Raw genomic sequence first — 21582 nt, forward strand, 5'->3', positions numbered from 1 at the left:
ATCAATTATATGAAAATAAAGCATTAGAAATTATGAACATTTCTTTTTAAACTATAGATAGTGAAAAACTGAGCAAAGTTAATTTAAAACAGCTAGGAGAATTACGATGGAAATGAAGAAAAAAAACTATACCCCGTTAATCGGCTCACTGTATACAAATTTTATTTTTCAAGGCATGGCAGCAATTATCTTATCTCAAAATCTTCATGCCTTAATGGATAACTGGCAAGCGACTGTTCAGCAAGTGACATTAGTTATTAGCGGCATTGGTTTAGGTCGGGTGTTAATTTTGTATTTTGCTGGTTATTTTTCTGATAAATTTGGACGTAAGAAGACAGTGCAGTTGGGAATCATTAGTTATTTGATCTTTTTCATTGGTATTTTGATTAGTCAAAATTATATACAAGGAATCTTTTTTGCTTTATTTGCTGGATTTAGTAATGCTTTTTTAGATACAAGTACGTATCCGACTTTGATGGAAGCTTATCCAGATGAAAAGGATAATAGCTCACTTAGTGTGTTGAACAAAGCGTTTATTTCTTTAGGGCAGTTTATTTTACCGCTACTTACTCGATTTATGTTAAATCATGGGATTTATTATGGGTTGGTTTTCATTGGCTGTGCATTGGGACTGTTCCTTAATTTACTGTATATTTCTAAACTGGGATTTCCAGAAAGAGCAGAAGTAGATGAGAGAGTATCGCAAATAGTGAAAGAAGAAGTAAACGTCAAGGGAAAACAACCGCTATTTAAAATAGAAGGATTAGCATTGTTAGTGTTTAGTTTTACTTGTGTGTCTACGTTCAATATTTTTATTTTATGGGTACCATCTTTTGCAGAGTCTTTAAATCTTATGAATCATTCGAATAGCTTGGTGTTGGTCAGCGCATATAGTATTGGTTCGTTTGCATCAGTATTTTTAACGTCATTGATCGTAAAACGAGGCGTTGCGCCAACGTTATTAATTGTATGGTGCACGTTGATTTCATTGTTCTTGCTGATTGGAATGACGTTGTTTCCAAGTGTACCGATGTTTTTGCTTGGCTCAATCGGCATCGGTGTTTTTGCAGCAGGAGGAATCTGGCAATTGGGATTAGCAGTGTTGTTGGAGTTGTTTTCAAAAGGCAAAGGACGGATTACTAGTTATTATTCGATTGCAACATCTGTTTCCGTAATGATCGTACCTTATATTACAGGACAACTGGAAAAAATCAATGTTTCGCTGATTTTTGGGTTGAATATTGTATTGACAGCTATTGGTGTTGTTGCAGCAGTGATCATTCGATACCGTTATAAAAAAGTAATGAGTGAGTGGGAAGAAAGTGTTGAGTTAAAACAACTTATTCAGTGATTAAGAGCAAAATAAAAAAAGAAGAGACTGAGAAATAACTCTACGAGTCATATCTCAGTCTCAAGGAATCCCGATAAACGGTGAGGACAGAAGCAAATATTTTTCGGATGTAAACACTTCTGTCCAAACGCTTATCTTTTTTTGTTATTTCAAAAATTCTTTTGCAATGTTTTCATTGATTGTGATCATTTGGTAAAAGTCGTTAATGTTCACGAATTCATTAGGTTGATGCGCATATTTTGTTTCACCAGGACCTAGAATCAAAATAGGGAATTCTTTTTTTACACGTCCAAATTGAGAACCATCTGTATAACCAGTCATACCGAATGTATTCGCTGTTTCGCTTGTAACTTCTGAAACAACTTTTTGTGTTAATACAGTGAAAGGATCGTCAAGTTCAGTTTTCATAGAAGGTAAATCATTGATGAACTCAATCTCTGCTTTAAAATCTGGAACGGTTTCTGTTAATTTAGCTAGCATCTCTTTGAATTGTTGTTTTAACTCTGAATGATCTTGAGCTTTGATTGTGCGAATGTCGATCTCTACTGTACATTTATCAGGAACAACGTTGGTTCCGTTACCGCCGTTGATAATATCTAGGCTGGAAGTTGAGGCGCCGACTAATTCATCTACAGATTGAGAGAAATCAAAGGTTTCTTTAAAAGCATTCAAAACTAAAAGCATATGTTCGATCGCATTTACTCCTTGATCTGGCATTGAGCCATGAGCTGTTTTCCCGTAAGTTGTGATACGAGGCCATAAAGCACCTTTGTGAGCCACGCCGATCTCAACATTTGTAGGTTCACCAATCACTAATGCATCTAAATCATCTGCATAGCCTTTATCAACTAATTGACCAGAGCCGATAGCGCTAGTTTCTTCTCCCACAGTCGCTAAAAGTTTGATGGTTCCTTTAAAGTTTGCGCCTGCTTCTTTTAAACGAATCATCGCAACAACTGCTGCAATCAAGCCTGATTTCATATCACAGGTTCCACGTCCATATAATAAACCGTCTTTTTCAATTGCGGCAAAGGGATCTTCATCCCAAGGAATTTCACCCACAGGAACCACATCCATATGTCCAGAAAAACCTAGCACAGGACCTGCTTCATTGCCTTTTAGAGTCGCAACTAATTGATTACGTCCCTCACTATATTCCACTTGCTCACAAGGAATAGCATATTTTTCAAAAAGCACTTGTAGTTTATCTGCAACTACTTTTTCTTTCCCTAAAATACTTTTAATTTGAACGACTTCTTTTAATAATTGTAATGCTTCTTGATTATTCATGAATGCTCTCTCCTTCTACTTGTTTTTCTTTTGGAATAATAAATACGATTGCCCCTAAGGCTAAAACACAGAAAAGAATATTTGTCAGTAAACCAAATGTTGCGCCTTGTGTATAATTACCACTAGCACTAAAGCCATTGTAAACTGCAGCAGAAATTGCTACTCCTAATGCTCCGCCAAGAGAGCTAGCCATTTTATAAATACCGGAAGCTACTCCTGCTTTTTCATTTGGTACACTGGAAATCGCTGTGTCTGTAGATGGTGTCGCATAAATACCAAGTCCCATTCCGAATAAACTATAGCCAATAAAAACTAATACGAAATAGGCAGTGCCTGTAACCATCGTTAACGCCATCAAACCAACACCCGTTCCAGAAAGAATCGTTCCCCACAACATTGGTTTTTTCGCTCCGATTGTTTGTAATAACTTTTCACCAATTCGAATCGTAATCAAAACCAGACACAAGTAACCAATCGATAACATTCCTGTTTTAGCAGAAGAAAGACCACGTCCTTGTTGAACGTAAGTATTGATAACGATCAACGTGCCGGCCACAGCATTCAATAAGAAATTAGAAATCGTTGCACCAAGATAACCGCGGTTTTCAAATAAAGAAAACTCAACAAAACTATTGTCCATAGCTTGTTCCACTTTATAAAAAGCAATCAACCCTAAGACAACGACTACGGCTAAAATCAGTACGACTGGACTTGTCCAACCTAATTCAGATCCTTTAGAAACAACAATATTTAAAGCAACCATTGAAACGATAAATAAAAGTAACCCAATTGAGTCGAATTTACTATTGCTATTACTTTCGACCTTACTTTCAGGTGTACCAAAAATCAATAACGCACTACCAATCGAAATAATAATCGAAAAAATAAAGACATATCGCCAACCTAAAGAACTAGCAATAGCTCCACCAAAGAACGAACATAATCCAGAACCGCCCCAAGAACCAATCGACCAATAACTTAGCGCTCGTTGACGATCTTTACCTTCATAATATGTTTTGACTAAGGCCATTGTTGCAGGCATGATACAAGCAGCTGATAATCCTTGTAAAATCCGACCACCGATAAATAAAATAGGTCCGTGTGCAAAGACTAAAGCAGCTGAACCGATAACACTTAAAATAAGACCAATATACGTTAATTTCATTCTGCCTAGTTTATCTGCCAATCCACCGGCTACCACGATGAAAATACCAGAGAATAAACCAGTCATGGAGATTCCTATGTTTAAAACGCCAGAAGAAACACCTAAGTCACTTTGTACGGCTGGCGCCATATTTAGTAAAGATTGGGCAAACAGCCAATAAGTCAAAACGCTTAACACGATTCCTATCAGTAATTTGTTTGTCCCTTTATATGTTACAGCCTCTGCTGTATGTGTTGTTGCTTTCATGATTAAACTCCTTCAGATAAATAATGTAAAACAGCTGCACCCATTGATTTTGCAGCAATCAATAAACAATCTTCGTCAATATAAAATTTTGGATGATGATGTGGATACATCGGTGTTCCTTCTTTATGAGCACCAACGAAAAAGAAACAGCTTGGTCGTTCTTTTGCATAATAAGCAAAATCTTCAGACGGAGTTTGTGGTCCGGCTTCGATTAATTGCTTCACTTCTGGAATTTTAGCTTCGTTCAATGCTTTAACAACCATTTCAGTGGTTTTAGCATCATTGACACAAACTGGGTAATCATTGGCGTAATCAAGTTCGTAACTGATGCCGAATGTTTGGCAGATACCATCTAGAATTTGTTTGAATTCTTTTTCCACAATTGCTCGTGTTTCTTCTTTCATGATCCGTACATCGCCTTCTAGCGTAACAGAATCTTTAATGACATTAGCGGAACCTTTGCCGTCAAATGAACCGATTGTGACTGTTGCAGTATCAAATGGATTGATTCTACGACTGACGATTGTTTGGACAGCAGTGACAAATTGAGAAGCCGCTACGATCGTATCATTCGCATCTTGTGGTGTTGAACCATGTCCGCCTTTTCCTTGCATCACGACTTTAAATGTTGCCCGACCAGTATGAACAGGTCCTGAATGATAAAGAACATCGCCAAGAGGCATCAAACTCATCACGTGAATGCCCAAAACATGATCCACACCGTCTAAACAACCAGCTTCGATCATTCCTTTAGCGCCACCTGGTGGTACTTCTTCGGCAGGTTGGTGGATTACACGAATTGTGCCTGCTAATTGATCTTTTAATTCAATCAGTGAATCAGCTAGAATCATCATATAGGCTGTGTGCCCATCATGTCCGCAAGCATGCATGACATTTGGTGTTTTTGAAGCAAAGGGTAACCCAGTATCTTCTTGGATCGGCAACGCATCAAAATCTGCTCGAATCGCTAAGAATGGTCCTTTTTTACCACCATGAATATCGACTAAAATACCATGACCACCGCCCACCTTTGTTTGAACAGTACAGTCTTTGCCAGCGTAAAAATCAGCGATGTATTTTGCTGTTTCTGTCTCATGAAAAGATAATTCTGGATTTTCATGAAAATGTCGGCGAATCTTGATTAGTTCAGCTTCTTTTTGTTGAAGCAATGTGAATAGTTGTGAACTTAAATCGTCCATTTGATTTTCTCCTTTCAAATACACTTCATATTCTATGCTTAATTAATAAATTCACAATGCTAGGAATTTCCAAATTTCAGAAATCCCTTTTAGAAAAGCTATTCCGGAAAATAAAAGACAGTTAAAAGAACGATATTTTCTTGTTTAGGTGTTATAATGAAAAAGAAATAAATAAACGAGGTGAAATAATGATTGTAAATGAAAATTATCACATCAATTATCAACAACTTCTGACAGAACAAGATGTGCTTTATAAAGAAACGACTATTTTGATGGTCTTAAAGGGAAGCATGTTTATTACTATAGAAGAAACAACTAATCGAGTAAGTGCAGGGGAATTATTTGTCATCAATACAGGAGATCGGGTGCTCTTGAGTGGCGATTTAGAACAAAGTTGTACTTATTTGGAATTGGGGATCAATAGTGTTTTCTTTGCGGCTCAATTTCCTGCTTTTTTCTATACGCGCTTTGACTGTACACCAATTCAAAAAGAACATGGAAAAATGCCTGCGATCGCAGCATTAAGAAGACAAGTTGCGGAGTTGTGTTTAACTGAATTTAGCGATGATCCTTCAAAAAGACTCAAGATCACTTTATTTTTAACTCAGATTATATTGTCTTTAGTTCATCATTTTCAAAAAGAAGAGGTCACAGAGTACCATCCTTCAGACAATCAAAAATTAAGAGAGATTTTGGACTACATAGAAGAACATTACCACGAAGGGGTCTTATTATCGAACGCAGCAGAATATTTTTTTATGTCCGAATCCTCTTTATCGAAGTTTTTTAAGAAGGAAACCGGAGATTACTTTTCTCATTATGTGCGGACGATTTGTGTGAAACACAGTTTGTCAGAATTGCTGTATACGAAAAAAAGTATCGAGCAAATTGCCTTAGATAGCGGGTTTAGCAATAGTAAAACGTATCGCCAACACTTTAAAAAAATCTTTAACGATTCGCCAACCAGTTACCGTTCATCTCACTTAGAACAGACGAAGGTGCCACAAAAAATCGAACAAGTCGTTCAAACAACAGAGCTTCAAATCAAAGAAATCTTGGTCCCGTTATACAGTTATATTCAAACGGGTTTGGATGAAGCTCATCCTTCAGAATTATCGCTAAAAACCAAACAGCTCCATATTACAACGGAACAATCTGAAGCCGATTATCTAAAAAAAGATGTGATCATTCATGTCGGTTCGTGGGAAGCGTTAGCTTCTAAGAAAATTCAAAGTGAAATATTGGACATAAAAAAACAGATTGGGATCAAGTATATTAGTATCCAATCGCTATTTACACAAATTCCTTTAACGGTTCAGATTCATCAAGAAGCTGGGATGAATTCGTTTCCCGCATTTGAACAGTGGGACTATATCTTGACGTTTTTAGAAGACGCTCAGCTGGAGCTTTTTTTCCAGTTGTCTCTTGTAGAATTTAACCAGCTAAGTGTTAGAGTGAAAGATATCTATCGTAAATTTTTTCGACATATTCAAAATAAATTTGGTACAAAAATGACTGAGCACTGGAAAATCAATTGTCTATTTAAAGGGCAAAATCTTGCCGACTATTATCCTGATTTTCTAGAAGTGAAAAAAAGCTTATTTGAGCTCTCTTCTAAAATAGAAGTAGGCGCAGAAATTCCTTTACCTGACCCATTCTTTGAGCAAAATGACTCAGAACAAACGCGATTTTTTTGCGAGAAGATCGCAGCAAAGTGTGATTTTTTATCATTTTCTGCTGAGCCTAATTATGTGTTTCAAAATTTAGATAGCACCTTTCCGGATTTGAAAAATTACCATCAATATGTGCTGAATAAAACCCTCCATATCAAGCATGTTTTAAAAGAATACGAAATCAAGCTACCACTTTATCTTACGGAATGGAACACATTGACTGGGATGACAAGAAATAGTAATGGAACCTTCTTTAGAGGCGCGATTATCTTAAAAGATCTTTTGATGCTGGATACGCTAGTATCTGGATTCGGTTTTTGGCTGAACATCGAGTTGTATGAGAAACAAACACAAGAACGTCCATTAAAAAATGATGGGTTGGAATTGTTTCATTTTTACAGTGGGAGAAGACCTGTTTATTTTTGTTTGTGGCTGGCTAGAAGGTTGGAGGGCAAAGTTCTGGCGCAAGGCGAAGAATATCTGCTGACCTATACTGATGGGAAGTATCAGCTGCTATTGTTTAATACGAATTATTTTGATCCACATCTTTCTTCAGAAGAGGCGTTTCTAGAAAGCCAGGCCGTAACGTTTGAGATCGAATTAGCAGCGATTAAATCAGCTCATTATCAGATCAAGCAAATTGACTTCAATCGTCATAATGGCGCGTTATTTTATACCTATGAAGAATTCCGCAATGCCGAAGCACTCGATATAGAGACACAAGAATATGTTGTAGATAGTACTCGACCGAAGATCAAAGTCTTCGATACCCAAATCGATGATACGTTTAATTATTATGTGACACTAGATACAAATGGTATCGTACTGTTGGAATTGACACCTATTTTATGATTGATCAAAGGTCGTTTCCTTGACGAAAATCCCTCTGCTAGCTAGTATTTAATTAAGACAGGTAATTGGAGAGGAAGAAGTAAAATGAGTATCTATGATTATCAAGTAAAAACGACAAAGGATGAGACCGTTTCGTTGGAAGATTATCGAGGTAAAGTACTCCTAATCGTGAATACAGCGACAGGCTGCGGTTTTACACCCCAATATGAAGGACTAGAAGAGTTATATAAAAAATACCGTGAACAAGGGTTAGAAATCTTAGATTTTCCTTGTAATCAATTTGGCCACCAAGCACCTGGTACGAATCAAGAAATTAGTGATTTTTGCCAATTGACCTATCAAACAACATTTCAAACATTTGGAAAAATCGATGTAAATGGTGAAAATGCTGATCCGTTGTATGATTATTTAAAAGGTGAAAAAGGTGGACTTTTAGGTGGCGCAATCAAGTGGAACTTTACTAAATTTTTAGTGGATCGTGACGGCAATGTGATCAAACGCTTTGCACCAACTGTTGAACCAGAAAAAATTGCTGGAGATATTGAAAAATTATTGTAAGAAATACTTTTTTTGTTCTTGATACCGATAATCATCTCATGGTATAATGATTGGGCTAAGTAAGAACATAAAGAGTAAGCCCCTGGAGAATTGGACTCTCTAGGGGCTTTTTGTGGCTAATGTCACCATATCTACTGTTACTTCTTGTACTTATTATTCAGCCAATACTCAAATAACAAGAGTAGGATCCCAACAAGAAGCGGACAGATTAATGCTACGAACATAAAGAGGACACCTCCATTCAGTCGCAAGACTGTTAAATAGGCGACAAAATAAAATACGCTGTATGTAGGGGAATCCATCAATTTAATTACTCGAAATAGTAAATGATTTTATGGTTAACGGTAAGATTGAAGGTAATCTAGGAGAATCAATGATAGTGAAGCTGTCCGGGAGTAGTATTTTTGGAGGGCTTTTTTATGATAAACTGACCTTTTTTCATGTATAAAGATTGTATAAAGAACGAAGCTTAACTTTAACACTATCTTTATATCAAATTTGATATCATACTCCTATCAAATGAAGGAGAGGAATTTTGATGACGATTATTTCTGGAATTATTGCAGCATTACTGCTAATTTATTTATTCTATGAACTATTTTGGGGGGATCAACAGTGAGCGCTATTTTTATTCAACAATCCATCTTTTTTATTGTATTAATCGGTTTAGCGATTCCGCTAGGCTTTTATATTCATAAAGTAATGACTGGTCAAAAAACAATTTTGACAAGAATCTTCAATCCACTTGAAGAAAAAATTTATCGATTTTTAGGCACACCAGCTGAAAAAGAAATGAATGCCAAACAATATACCTTTAGCGTATTATTTTTTAGTTTCTTTTCGCTGATTGTGTTAATGGCAATGATGATGGGGCAACAGTTTTTACCGCTAAATCCGGAAAAACTTCCAGGAACTAGTTTTTCACTAGCCTTTAACACAGCTGCAAGTTTTGTGACCAATACTAACTGGCAAGCTTATGCTGGGGAAAATACAGTATCAATCTTTACTCAAGCTTTTGGTTTGACCGTACAGAACTTTGTGTCAGCGGCAGTGGGAATTGCTGTGCTTTTTGTTTTGTTAAGAGGATTTACCAATCGGACATCCAAATATATTGGTAATTTCTGGCAAGATTTAACAAAGATTACGTTATATATCTTATTGCCTCTTTCGTTTATTGTATCTTTGATCTTGATTTCTCAAGGTGTAGTTCAAACATTTGCTGGTTCAGTTGAAACCACAAGTTTAGAACTAGGACAAAAAATCTTTTTACCTTTAGGAACGGTTGCCAGCCAAGTGGCGATTAAGCAATTAGGAACTAACGGCGGCGGTTTTTATGGTGGAAACTCTACGTATCCATTTGAAAACCCTAATTTAATTAGCAACTTTGTTGAAAATATTTCGATTCTATTGATTCCAGCAGCTTTGATTGTTGCATTTGGATTATTCGTTAAAGACTGGAAACAAGGCAGAACGATCATGATTGTTTCCCTTGGATTTTTAGTCGCTGCAATGATTGGTGTGACTTTAAGTGAATATTACGGACCTGAATTTAGTCATGTGCTTGGTCAAATGAACTTAGAAGGAAAAGAAACTCGTTTTGGTATTGGTTGGTCCAGTCTTTGGGCAGTGAGTACGACGGCTGCGTCCAATGGTTCCATCAATGCGATGTTGGATAGTTTTATGCCTCTTGGGGGACTAATTCCAATGTTCTTAATGCAATTAGGCGAAATTATTTTTGGTGGGACAGGTAGCGGTTTGTATGGGATGATTGCGTTCATCTTATTAGCAATTTTTATTGCTGGTTTACTAGTTGGACGGACACCAGAATATCTAGGGAAAAAAATCGAACCTTTCGATATGAAAATGGTCTGTTTAGTTATTTTAACGCCGCTTCTTTTAACGTTGCTTGGAACGATGCTCTTTATTTTAAATCCACAGGCAATGAGTTGGTTAACAAATTCAGGACCACATGCCTTTTCTGAAGTCCTTTATGGTTTTTCTTCATTAGCCAACAATAATGGTAGTGCTTTTGCAGGATTGACGGCAGATACTACGTTTTTAAATATTTTAGGCGGCATGATCATGATTCTCTCTCGCTTTATTCCCATGTTTGCAATTATTTATCTTGCATCTAACTTAGGGAAAAAGAAAATCGTTGCAACAGGATCAGGTACACTATCAACGACGAATGCGACATTTGTTACAATGCTGATCATTGTTATTTTAGTCATTGGAGCATTAAGCTTCTTACCAGCAATGGCACTGGGACCAATTGCAGAGCATTTCATTACAAAATAAGAAAAAGAAGGGGATTCTTTTGAAAAATACGCAAAACAAGCGCAGTGTTTATACGGATGCATTTAAATCGTCTTTTAAAAAGCTTGCGCCAAACATTCAAGTAAAAAATCCAGTGATGCTGGTGGTATATTTAGGAGCGATCTTAACAACGATCCTTTATGTTTTAACATTTTTTGGATATGCAGATGCTAACCCATTCTTTATCTTAGCAATCGCCATTATCCTATGGTTGACTATCTTATTTGCTAACTTTGCTGAGGCAATTGCCGAAGGGCGTGGGAAAGCACAAGCGGAAAGTTTGAAGCAAGCAAAAAAAGACGTTACCGCGCATAAAGTTCGTTCTTTAGAAGATGTGAAGACGAAGCAATTTATTCAAATTAAATCTTCAGAATTAAAAAAAGGTGACCTTGTTTATGTAGCAGTCAACGAACAAATTCCGATGGATGGTGATGTTGTGGATGGCGCTGCTTCTGTAGATGAAAGTGCCATCACAGGTGAATCTGCTCCAGTGATTCGTGAATCTGGTGGTGACCGCAGTGCTGTAACTGGTGGAACCACAGTTGTTTCAGATTATCTAGTAATCAAAGTCACTGCTGAAAATGGCGAATCTTTCTTAGATAAAATGATTTCTATGGTAGAAGGAACTGAACGTAAGAAAACACCAAATGAAATCGGACTACAGATTATTTTGATCATGTTAACCATCATTTTCTTAGTCGTTTCAGCAACATTATTACCATTCACTAAATTTTCAAGTGAATTAGTAGGCACAGGTTCAGCCTTATCATTAACCGTTATCGTTGCTTTATTGGTTTGTTTAGCTCCAACTACGATTGGTGCATTAGTTTCCTCTATTGGGATTGCTGGAATGAGCCGTTTGAATAAAGAAAATGTGATTGCCATGAGTGGTCGTGCGATTGAAGCAGCTGGTGATGTTGATATTTTGTTATTGGATAAAACAGGAACCATAACATTAGGAAATCGCCGTGCCAGTGAATTTATTCCAGTCACAGGAGTGAAAGAATACGACTTAGCAGACTCAGCCCAACTTTCTTCATTAGCAGATGAAACAGCAGAAGGACGCAGTATCGTTATTCTAGCAAAAGAAAAATTTGATATTCGTGGTCGTGAATTAAATGATGTTGAAGTAGAATTCATCGAATTTACAGCTAAAACTCGTATGAGCGGTATCAATTACCAAGGCGATGAAATCCGTAAAGGTGCTGCTGATACCGTGAAGAAATATGTGGAAGAAAAAGGCAGTGTCTATCCAGAAGAATGTGACATGATCGTCCAACGAGTAGCTAACGAAGGTGGAACACCACTTGTAGTAGTTAAGAATAATCAAGTTTTAGGTGTAATCTACTTAAAAGACATCGTAAAAAATGGAGTTAAAGAAAAATTTGACGATATGCGTAAAATGGGAATTAAAACCATTATGATTACTGGGGATAACCCAATGACGGCAGCAGCAATTGCAGCAGAAGCAGGAGTAGATGATTTCTTAGCAGAAGCAACGCCAGAAAATAAAATGAGCTTGATTCGTGACTACCAAGAAAAAGGACACCTTGTTGCAATGACTGGAGATGGCACCAATGATGCACCAGCTTTAGCGCAAGCAGATGTGGCAGTAGCGATGAATACAGGAACTCAAGCTGCTAAAGAAGCAGGGAATATGATCGATTTAGATTCTAGTCCTACAAAATTAATCAGCATTGTTAAAATCGGTAAACAATTATTGATGACTCGTGGTGCGTTAACAACCTTTAGTATTGCTAACGATATTGCGAAATACTTTGCGATTATCCCAGTACTATTTTTCAGTATTTATCCTGCATTGGATGCATTGAATATTATGAGATTAACTAGCCCAACTACAGCGATATTATCAGCGATAATCTATAATGCGTTTATTATTGTAGCGTTAATTCCATTAGCTTTAAAAGGTGTTTCATATAAAGAAAAACCGGCTAGTCAGATTTTACGTCATAACTTATTAGTTTATGGTTTAGGTGGTGTGGTGGCACCATTTATCGCCATCAAGTTGATTGATATTTTCTTGACACTTATTTTATATTAATTTCTTTACAGGCTAACTCCGACTGAAAAAAGACAAAAATTGAATGTGACTAAAAGCAACACAGTCAATTTTTCCTATTTTTCAGTCAGAACTAAACGAGCCCATTACACTTTTAAAGTAGGAGAGAAAAACAGTGAAAAAAATAATGATTGCATCATTAAAAAGTATTTTGATATTCACTATACTGTGCGGTGTAGTTTATACAGTTGTTGTTACAGCTGTTGGACAACTCGCCTTCTCAGCGCAAGCAAACGGTAGCTTGGTTGAGAAGCAAGAAGCGGGAAAAACTGTAGTGATTGGTTCTAAATTGATTGGTCAAACATTTGAAGGGGAAAAGTATCTTCATGGACGACCTAGTGAAGTAAGTCAATTATCACCTGTTTCAAAAGAACAGAAAAAACGCGTTGAACAGCGAGTAGAAAAAATCAATTCAACCGATATCCCGATTGATTTAGTAACAGCTTCAGCTAGTGGTGTCGATCCTGAAATTTCAGTGGAATCAGCTCTTTTTCAAAGCGAGCGAATTGCTACAGCTAGAAATATGAAAAAAGATGACGTCCATGCTATAATCAAACAAAACATTACTGGTATGAAAATCGGCGGAATCACTTCACAACGTGTGAATGTTTTAGGCGTCAATCAAATGCTGGATAAGTCTGAATAAACGGTGGGATAAGAAGAAGTTCTGTCCCAACCTACGAATAAAGGATGGCACAAAAAGTGGAAGAGGAACGTTTAGATCCAGAACAACTTTTAGCAAAATGGAAGAAGAACGAACAAAGCCTGAGGTCTGGTAGACTGAAGGTTTTCTTCGGTTATGCGGCAGGCGTAGGAAAAACCTATGCAATGTTAAAAGAAGCCCATGAACAACAAGAAGATGGGAAAAATGTGCTGATTGGCTATGTAGAACCACATGCACGTCCAGAAACACAAGCACTGGTAAGCGGGCTACCTGCTTTACCTACGAAGAAATATGAATACAAAGGAATTCAGATCAATGAATTCGATGTAGACGCTGCTTTAAAAGAAAAGCCAGATATTATTTTAGTGGATGAATTGGCTCATACTAATGCTATCGGGGCTAGAAATAGAAAAAGATACCAAGATATTGAAGAACTGTTGAAGGCCGGTATTGATGTTTATACAACCGTTAATGTTCAGCATATCGAAAGCTTGAATGATGTAGTTGAGCAAGTGACAGGTGTTCATATTTCAGAGACTGTCCCGGATACATTTTTTGAAACCAGTGCATTAAAAGTGGTAGATATTGAAACAGAAGAATTGCTGGATCGGCTGAAACAAGGGAAAATTTATCACTCAGAAAATGCTATAAAAGCGATGGCTAACTTTTTTACTTCTGATAATTTAACCTTGTTAAGAGGTTTGGCGATTCGTAAAGCTTCCGATCACATCAATACAACGAATCAACAAGAAACACAAAAAAGTACCGGTATCCACTCAAAATTATTAACAGTCATTGACGAAAAAAATCCAGATATGACTAAAAAATGTCTACGCTGGACGGCTCGTTTAGCCCAAGCTTTGGGAACTGAATGGATTGCTTTAGAAATTTTGGAAGATACATCTGAACATGCTGAATCTGAAAACTCCAAATTAGCAACTAAACTTGGCGGTGAAGTTGTTACTTTAGAAAGTGATAATCAACGAGAAACGATCGTTCAGTATGTAAAAATGCGAGGGGTCACCGACTTAGTAATGGGAAAAATCATTAATCGTTCCCGTTTTCTGCGATTGTATCGACCAGATTTAGAAGATGAATTAGTTGCGTTTATCCCTGATGTAGATATTCATTTAGTTCCTTATCAGTCTACTAAATATTTGTTGAACAATTATGCAACAAAGAAAAAGAATCTACGAAGTATTTTTACTTGGAAAGATTTTTACATGACCATCGGCTTACTGGTCATTGCCACCTTATTTTCAGAATTAGGTTCTTATTTTAACATTGGCGATCAAAACCTGATTTTGATCTTTATTCTTTTCGTTTTGCTAGTAGCTCGTGTGACAACAGGATACCTTTGGGCGGCATTAGCATCAATCGCAAGTGTCTTGATGTTTAACTGGTTCTTTGTGGAGCCTCTTTATTCATTAACCGTCTATAAGCAAGGCTATCCAGTAACCTTGATTTTTATGTTGCTAGTAGCATTATTAGTCAGCAACTTGATGATGCAGATCAAAAAACAAGCATTTTATGCGATGAAACGAGAACATCAATTAGAAATCCTATATGAATTAAACAAAAAATATCTAGTTACCCATGATCAAAAAGAAATCTTAGCGACAACAGCCGAGTATTTATCCAATATGTTAGACCGAGAAGTTGTCCTATATGGCGAAGAAGAATTAAAAAATCCATCTGGGGCACCGATCAAAGGTCCTCTAAGAAGTTTAGAAGAGCTAGCGGTTGCCAACTGGGTTTTTGTTAATCAAAAAGATGCAGGTTTTGGAACAGATACGTTAATGGGAGCAAAAGCACTTTACTTGCCAGTATTATCAAACGGCACAACCTTAGCTGTAATCGGTATTGAAAAAAGTAAAGAAAATCCTATTACAGATGAGATTATCAGCTTTTTAGAATTAATCTCAACTCAACTTGCTTTAGCTATCGAGCAAAATAATTTAACCTCTGAACGGCAGCAAATCTTATTTGAAAATGAGAAAGAACGGATGCGGGGCAATTTATTACGTGCTATTTCTCATGATTTACGTACACCGTTAACGGGCATTTCAGGCTCTGTTGAAGCGATTTTAGCAGATCATGAAACCGTCAAATTACCAGAAGAAACCAAAAGGAAGTTACTTGTTGGAATCAAAGAAGATGCAGACTGGCTGATTCGAATGGTAGAAAATTTATTATCCATCACTCGGATCAACGAGGAAACCATGAAAGTCGCTAAAAGCAAAGAAGCAGTTGAAGAAGTCGTTTCGACAGCCATTCAACGAATCAGAAAAAGCTATCCAGATAGCGAAATCAACGTAACTTTGCCGGATGAATTTATTATGGTTCCAATGGATTCGATTTTAATTGAACAAGTTTTATTCAACTTAATGGAAAATGCAATTCGTCATTCCAATAGTCAGACGCCGATTTCTGTGATAGTTTTTGCTACGGCCAAAGAAGTAACATTTGAGGTTGCTGACGAGGGTAAGGGATTAACCGCAGAACAGCTTAAGCTTTTATTTAGTGGAATGACTAAACAAAGTACACCTGTTGATTCTAAAAGTGGCATGGGCATCGGTTTGTCTATTGTAAAAACGATTATTATGGCTCATGATGGTACACTTTATGCAGGAAATAGACCTCAAGGCGGAGCGATTTTCACCTTCACCTTACCGTTGGAAAGAAAGGAGCAAAAGTGATGGCGACGATTTTGATTATTGAAGATGATGATGTAATCGCAGAATTTATGGGTGCTGTATTAGAAAAAGAAAAGCACACAATTCACTTAGCTCACTCGGCTTTAGAAGGTTTATCCACATTCCGTATGTGGCCAGTGGATCTGATCTTACTTGATTTAGGTTTACCAGATCAAGACGGAATCGAAGTGTTGAAAAAAATTCGTGAAACATCTCCTGTGCCGATCATTATTATTTCAGCCCGTGATCATGAAAACAATAAAGTTGAAGCTCTGGATTTAGGTGCTGACGACTATATTACGAAGCCTTTTGGTACACCTGAATTACTTGCTAGAATTAGAACGTCTTTAAGACATGCAACAAGCGGGAATGAGTCGAAAACAGAAGTGAAAAAAATCATCAATGGTGATTTATGCATTGATATTGAGCATCATACAGTTAGCAAGCAAGGGACAGTGATCCATTTGACGCCAAATGAATATAAGATTATTCAAGTTCTTGGCGAAAATATTGGAAAGGTCCTGACTCATACGTATATTTCCCAAAAGGTTTGGGGACCTTACAGTAATGAAAGCCAGACCTTGAGAGTGAATATGTCAAACATCCGCAAAAAAATCGAAGATAATCCAGTTGAACCCGAATATATTTTGACCGAAATCGGTATTGGTTATCGGATGTTGGAAAAATAGATTTAGTAGTTCTAGTCAACACGAGTGAGTGGGAAATAAGCCCTTGCGTTGTTATTCAAAAAAGAGAAAAACAATACATATTAGCGCTGGCAGCTAATACGTATTGTTTTTTTATCAAACTTAAGTCCCAAAAATATAGGTCCTAAGTACCATGACAATAGTCGTGAATTACCTCAAAATGATAAGAGAAGTAGAAAGGAGTAAGGATGAAAATAGGGTGAACAAACTGTGGGAATAGTTGTCTAATAAATAACGAATCAATGGAGGGGTAAAATGGCTGTCATCGAAGCAAGAAATATAAAGAAAAGTTACGGTCGTAATGAGTCAAAATTTGACGCATTAAAAGGTGTAAATTTAAAAATAGAAGAAGGAGAATCCGTTGCGATTATTGGGAAAAGCGGATCAGGGAAATCCACATTTATGCATATTTTAGCTTTGCTGGATCAACCAACTTCAGGAGAGATTTTACTAAACAATCAAAATGTAACGAGCATCAGTAAAAAAGAACTGGATAAAACTAGAAACAAACAATTCGGTTTTGTATTCCAGCAATTTTTCATGAATCCTAAAGATACGGTTTTAAATAACGTCATGTTACCTTTAAAAATCGGTGGTATTTCAAATGGTAAACGAAAAGAAATGGCACTTGAAGCACTTAAAGCTGTTGAATTGGACGACAAGATTAATAATAAAGCAAACAACTTATCTGGCGGTCAAAAACAGCGAGTATGTATTGCTCGTGCGCTAGTAAATAATCCTAAAATTATTTTTGCAGATGAACCAACAGGAAATTTAGATTCAACAACAGGTGATAAAATCGAACAGTTGCTATTTGATTTAAACAAAGAAAAAGGGATTACATTGATTATTGTAACTCATGATCCAGAGCTTGCAGCACGTTGTGATCGACAAATTCATGTTCGCGATGGACTAATTGTTGGAGGAGATGAGTAGATGAAATTTAGTGATATTTTAAAATCAGCCAGTTCAAATTTGATGCGTAATAAAGGGCGGACCATTTTGACGATCGTCGCAATCTTTATCGGTGCATTCACTATTTCTCTAACCACTGGTGTCAACATCGGTGTTAATGATTACATTGATAAACAAGTAGGCAGTGTAGGCGGCCAAAATCAAATCATGATTCAACCAAAAATTAGTGAAAGTACTGGTGAGGACAATGAACCCTCTAAGTACGATGAGACAAAGAAAACAAGTTCAATGCAGCAACAGGAAACCTTAGATAGTAAAGATCTTGATAAAATCAAAGATATCAAAGGGATTAAAAATGCAGAAGCCATGAAATCTGTATCAACAACATATATTTCAGGTGAAAATAACGAAAAATACGTATTTTCAGCAATGCCGATGTTAGAAGATCTGAATGTAGATCTTGAAGCTGGTAAAACTGTTGACCAAAAAAGTTCTGAGTTTCAAATCAATTTAGCACCGGAATACGTGAAGTCTTTAGGTTATAAATCCAGTGAAAAAGCGATTGGTAAAACAGTAAAAATTGCAGCAAGTTCTTCAGCTACAGGAGAAGAAAAAGTAATCGAAGCTAAAATAGTCGGAGTCCGCAATACTAGTTTAATCCAAGGCGGAATGTCTCTGTTGAATCGTTCTCTTGTTGATGAAATCTCAAAAATCAACGAAGAAGGTTTACCAGTAGCTATGACAGGGCAATATGGCTTAATCATGGGTGAAATGAATAAAGATGTGTCAAAAACAGAGATCGCAGATGTAAAAGAACGTTTGGATAAAGCTGGTTATATGGGACAAACAGTTGAAGACCAAATCGGTATGATCCGTGACGTAATCAACGCTATCACAGGTGTTTTAACGATGTTTGGCGCAATTGCTTTATTAGCAGCAAGTTTCGGTATCATCAATACATTGTACATGTCTGTTCAAGAACGTACGAGAGAAATTGGCTTGATGAAAGCGATGGGGCTTAGCAGTGGAAAAGTCTTTACGATTTTTAGTGTAGAAGCAGCTTTGATCGGATTTTTAGGTTCTCTTCTAGGTATTTTAGGAGCAGTCGGGGCAGGTGCTTTGATTAATCAAGTAGCAGCTGATTCATTCTTGAAATCACTGACAGGATTTACTTTGATTCAATTTTCACCAACTTCATCTGCTGTGATTATTCTTGTAATCATGGGAATTGCTTTCCTAGCTGGAACTTTGCCAGCACGAAGAGCAGCGAAGCTAGATCCAATTGAATCATTGCGATATGAATAAAATTTAAAAATGGCTAGAGTTTGGGACGTCACTCGTAGAGTGATGTCCCAAACTCTATTTTTTATAAGCATATTTTTTACCTAAACGAAAAAGAAGGAGTATACTGAACTCACATTTTATTCAATAAGCGGAGGACTAATAAATATGAGAGCAGTAGTAATCAATCAATACGGCAGTAAAGAAGAACTAACGGAACAAGAGGTCACTTTACCTGAATTAAAAGAAAACCAAGTACTGGTAAAAGAATATGCAACATCAATCAATCCAATCGACTGGAAATTGAGAGAAGGCTATTTAAAACAAATGTTTGACTGGCCGTTTCCGATTATTTTAGGCTGGGATGTTGCAGGTATCATCACAGAAATCGGCAGTAAGGTGACAGATTGGAAAGTGGGAGATAAAGTATTTGCCCGTCCGGAAACGACACGTTTTGGCACCTATGCAGAGGAAACGATTGTTGATGAAAACTTATTAGCGAGAATTCCTGAAAATGTGACATTTGAACAAGCAGCAGCCGTTCCATTAGCTGGATTGACAGCCTTACAAGCACTTTTTGACCATGGCAAACTTCAAAAAGGCGAAAAAGTGTTGATTCATGCGGGAGCTGGTGGCGTGGGAACCTACGCAATCCAATTAGCTAAACAAGCAGGTGCATATGTCATTACAACAGCCAGTGAAAAAAATCATGAGTTACTAGAAAAACTTGGAGCCGATGAAATTATCGATTATCATACAATCAATTTTGATGAAGTACTAACAGATATTGATTTAGTATTTGATACAATGGGTGGAGATATTCAAAAAGCAAGCTTTTCCGTGCTAAAACCAAATACAGGACGTTTGATTTCAATCGTTGGTATTGCAGATGAAACATTAGCAAAAGAAAAAAATATCCAAGCAGAAAGTATTTGGCTTCAAACGAATGGAAAACAATTACAAGAAATTGCTGATCTAATGGCATCTGGTAAAGTAATCTCAGTAATTGGCGAAGTATTTCCATTTTCTAGACAAGGAATCTATGATGCACATGCATTGAGCGAAACCCATCATGCAGTAGGGAAAATTGTCATTTCAATGAAAGATTAAATAGATAAATAACCTGTCATCAACGGTTTGAAGTGTTGATGACAGGTTATTTATTTGTTCCTTGCGCCCGAAAAAGAATCAGTTCTAATAATCCCGGTAATTCTTGCTGGATGTAATCTTGATTTAAAATATACGTTTTAGTGGTGCCAGTTTTGATTTCTTGAATAAGCTGAGCATCCTTAAGCAATTTTATATGGTGAGATAAAGTGGATTTTACAATATTATATTTTTCTGAAGTAATCCGCTTTTCACCATCAAGTAACAAGCAAGTAAGAATATTTAAACGAATCGGATCACTGACTGCTTGAAGCGCGTGTAGGACAGGATCATTGCAGATATCAGTTAATTTATTTTTCATAAACAGATTATAACATAAACGTTCTACTTTACATATTTCTTTGAGAGTGATATATTCTTAATGTTCGAAGAAAATCGAACAAAAGAAGAAAATGGAGGATATTATGAACAACACATATAAAGAAACGAATTTTGAAACAATCATGAAAGGCAGAAGATCGATTCGTAATTACGATCCAAGCGTTAAAATTAGCCGCGAAGAAATGGAGCAAATCATTAATGATACTGTCAAAGCACCGTCTTCTGTGAATATGCAGCCGTGGCGTTTTGCTGTTGTTGCAAGTGATGAAGGGAAAGAAGCGATTGCACCTCTTGTTCATTTTAATAAAGTCCAAAATGAAACATCAGCTGCAATGATTGTGATTTTTGGTGATTTAAATAGTTTTGAACATGCAGAAAGAATCTATGGCACAGCAGTTGAACAAAACCTAATGCCTCAAGAAGTTAAAGAACGTCAATTAGAGATGTTAAGTCCATTATTTGAACAAATGTCGACAGAAGATAAAAAAGAAATGGCGATTATTGATGGCGCCTTAGCAGCGATGAACTTAATGTTGGTTGCTCGTGCATACGGTTATGATACAAATCCTATTGGTGGTTTTGACCGCGAAAAAATTGCAGAAGTATTGGACATGGATAAAGAGCGTTACTATCCAGTAATGATTGTTTCAATCGGTAAAGCTAATGAAGAAGGCTATCCTTCGTATCGTTTACCAGCAGCAGATATTACAACTTGGAAATAGGAGGAACAACTATGCATATCATTCCCTTAGTTTTAGCTGTAATTGTTGCACTTGAACATTATTATATTTTGTATTTAGAAATGTTTCAGACAACATCTCCTGCAGCGCAACGTTCATTCGGATTGGATAAAGAGTTTTTAGAAGATCAACGAGTTCAAACGCTATTTAAAAATCAAGGATTGTATAACGGCTTTTTAGCTACAGGGATTTTATGGGGCGCATTTTTCGCTTCAAATAGTTGGAGTGTAGTGACATTTTTTATCTTATGTGTGATCGTTGCTGCTATTTATGGCGGAGTAACTTCGTCCAAATCAATTCTATTAAAACAAGGGCTCCCTGCAATTATTACATTAATAACACTTTTGATATTTAGATAACT

Annotated in this window: 19 protein-coding genes; 14 read left to right on the forward strand and 5 right to left on the reverse strand. The window is 36.7% G+C overall.

Going from position 1 to position 21582, the window contains the following annotated elements; all coding sequences use genetic code 11:
* Positions 1-106 precede the first annotated feature (106 nt).
* A complete protein-coding gene (locus tag AC4BB2_RS02090; RefSeq protein ID WP_490473799.1) occupies positions 107-1351 on the forward strand; it encodes an MFS transporter in 1245 nt (414 codons plus the stop codon).
* 144 nt (positions 1352-1495) lie between these two features.
* Here the strand turns inward: AC4BB2_RS02090 and AC4BB2_RS02095 are convergent, their stop codons facing one another.
* Genes AC4BB2_RS02095 through AC4BB2_RS02105 form a run of 3 tightly spaced genes read right to left on the reverse strand, consistent with a single transcriptional unit; the run spans position 1496 to position 5251 of the window.
* On the reverse strand, positions 1496-2641 hold the full coding sequence (locus AC4BB2_RS02095) for an ArgE/DapE family deacylase (protein ID WP_490473800.1): 1146 nt from the start codon (positions 2639-2641) through the stop codon (positions 1496-1498).
* Positions 2634-4052: an MFS transporter gene (locus AC4BB2_RS02100; RefSeq protein ID WP_490473801.1), complete on the reverse strand. Its 1419-nt coding sequence runs from the start codon at positions 4050-4052 to the stop codon at positions 2634-2636. The genes AC4BB2_RS02095 and AC4BB2_RS02100 overlap by 8 nt, the downstream gene beginning before the upstream one ends.
* 2 nt (positions 4053-4054) lie before the next feature.
* The gene (locus tag AC4BB2_RS02105) at positions 4055-5251 is read right to left on the reverse strand and encodes a M20 family metallopeptidase (protein ID WP_490473802.1); all 1197 of its coding nucleotides are present in this window, start codon (positions 5249-5251) and stop codon (positions 4055-4057) included.
* Positions 5252-5439: 188 nt separating this feature from the next.
* Between AC4BB2_RS02105 and AC4BB2_RS02110 the strand changes: the two genes are divergently transcribed.
* On the forward strand, positions 5440-7776 hold the full coding sequence (locus AC4BB2_RS02110) for a helix-turn-helix domain-containing protein (protein WP_490473803.1): 2337 nt from the start codon (positions 5440-5442) through the stop codon (positions 7774-7776).
* Between the two features lie 84 nt (positions 7777-7860).
* The gene (locus AC4BB2_RS02115; RefSeq protein WP_490473804.1) at positions 7861-8334 is read left to right on the forward strand and encodes a glutathione peroxidase; all 474 of its coding nucleotides are present in this window, start codon (positions 7861-7863) and stop codon (positions 8332-8334) included.
* A 137-nt stretch (positions 8335-8471) separates the two neighbouring features.
* On the opposite strand, the gene AC4BB2_RS02120 is transcribed toward AC4BB2_RS02115, so the two are convergent.
* On the reverse strand, positions 8472-8636 hold the full coding sequence (locus AC4BB2_RS02120; protein ID WP_490473805.1) for a type I toxin-antitoxin system Fst family toxin: 165 nt from the start codon (positions 8634-8636) through the stop codon (positions 8472-8474).
* Between the two features lie 236 nt (positions 8637-8872).
* Here AC4BB2_RS02120 and kdpF point away from each other — a divergent pair, with 236 nt between their 5' ends.
* The 9 genes from kdpF to AC4BB2_RS02165 all read left to right on the forward strand — a co-directional run bounded on the left by kdpF (position 8873) and on the right by AC4BB2_RS02165 (position 20103).
* Complete coding sequence (kdpF, locus tag AC4BB2_RS02125) at positions 8873-8953, forward strand: K(+)-transporting ATPase subunit F (protein WP_069635352.1); 81 nt, start codon at positions 8873-8875, stop codon at positions 8951-8953.
* Positions 8950-10632 carry a potassium-transporting ATPase subunit KdpA gene (gene kdpA / locus AC4BB2_RS02130; RefSeq protein ID WP_490473806.1) on the forward strand — a complete coding sequence of 561 codons (1683 nt, stop codon included), beginning with the start codon at positions 8950-8952 and terminating at the stop codon, positions 10630-10632. The genes kdpF and kdpA overlap by 4 nt, the downstream gene beginning before the upstream one ends.
* A gap of 19 nt (positions 10633-10651) precedes the next feature.
* The gene (kdpB, locus tag AC4BB2_RS02135; RefSeq protein WP_490473807.1) at positions 10652-12712 is read left to right on the forward strand and encodes a potassium-transporting ATPase subunit KdpB; all 2061 of its coding nucleotides are present in this window, start codon (positions 10652-10654) and stop codon (positions 12710-12712) included.
* 133 nt (positions 12713-12845) lie between these two features.
* On the forward strand, positions 12846-13376 hold the full coding sequence (locus AC4BB2_RS02140; protein WP_490473808.1) for a potassium-transporting ATPase subunit C: 531 nt from the start codon (positions 12846-12848) through the stop codon (positions 13374-13376).
* A gap of 44 nt (positions 13377-13420) precedes the next feature.
* Positions 13421-16093: a DUF4118 domain-containing protein gene (locus tag AC4BB2_RS02145; protein ID WP_490473809.1), complete on the forward strand. Its 2673-nt coding sequence runs from the start codon at positions 13421-13423 to the stop codon at positions 16091-16093.
* On the forward strand, positions 16093-16779 hold the full coding sequence (locus AC4BB2_RS02150) for a response regulator transcription factor (RefSeq protein ID WP_490473810.1): 687 nt from the start codon (positions 16093-16095) through the stop codon (positions 16777-16779). Before AC4BB2_RS02145 ends, AC4BB2_RS02150 begins: the two co-directional genes overlap by 1 nt.
* Positions 16780-17052: 273 nt before the next feature.
* On the forward strand, positions 17053-17733 hold the full coding sequence (locus AC4BB2_RS02155) for an ABC transporter ATP-binding protein (RefSeq protein ID WP_490473811.1): 681 nt from the start codon (positions 17053-17055) through the stop codon (positions 17731-17733).
* Positions 17734-19017 carry an ABC transporter permease gene (locus tag AC4BB2_RS02160; protein ID WP_490473812.1) on the forward strand — a complete coding sequence of 428 codons (1284 nt, stop codon included), beginning with the start codon at positions 17734-17736 and terminating at the stop codon, positions 19015-19017.
* Between the two features lie 144 nt (positions 19018-19161).
* Positions 19162-20103 (forward strand): NADP-dependent oxidoreductase, encoded by a 942-nt coding sequence (locus tag AC4BB2_RS02165; RefSeq protein ID WP_490473813.1) that lies wholly within the window; start codon positions 19162-19164, stop codon positions 20101-20103.
* Positions 20104-20149: 46 nt separating this feature from the next.
* Here AC4BB2_RS02165 and AC4BB2_RS02170 read toward each other — a convergent pair whose 3' ends face one another.
* Complete coding sequence (locus tag AC4BB2_RS02170; RefSeq protein WP_490473814.1) at positions 20150-20461, reverse strand: ArsR/SmtB family transcription factor; 312 nt, start codon at positions 20459-20461, stop codon at positions 20150-20152.
* 103 nt (positions 20462-20564) lie between these two features.
* On the opposite strand from AC4BB2_RS02170, the gene AC4BB2_RS02175 reads away from it, so the two are divergent.
* Together AC4BB2_RS02175 and AC4BB2_RS02180 are read left to right on the forward strand one after the other, a co-directional pair.
* Complete coding sequence (locus tag AC4BB2_RS02175) at positions 20565-21203, forward strand: nitroreductase family protein (protein ID WP_490473815.1); 639 nt, start codon at positions 20565-20567, stop codon at positions 21201-21203.
* Positions 21204-21214: 11 nt separating this feature from the next.
* Positions 21215-21580: a DUF1304 domain-containing protein gene (locus AC4BB2_RS02180; protein ID WP_490473816.1), complete on the forward strand. Its 366-nt coding sequence runs from the start codon at positions 21215-21217 to the stop codon at positions 21578-21580.
* Positions 21581-21582 lie beyond the last annotated feature (2 nt).

This window comes from Enterococcus sp. AAFC-DPL-5146, from assembly GCF_058216635.1.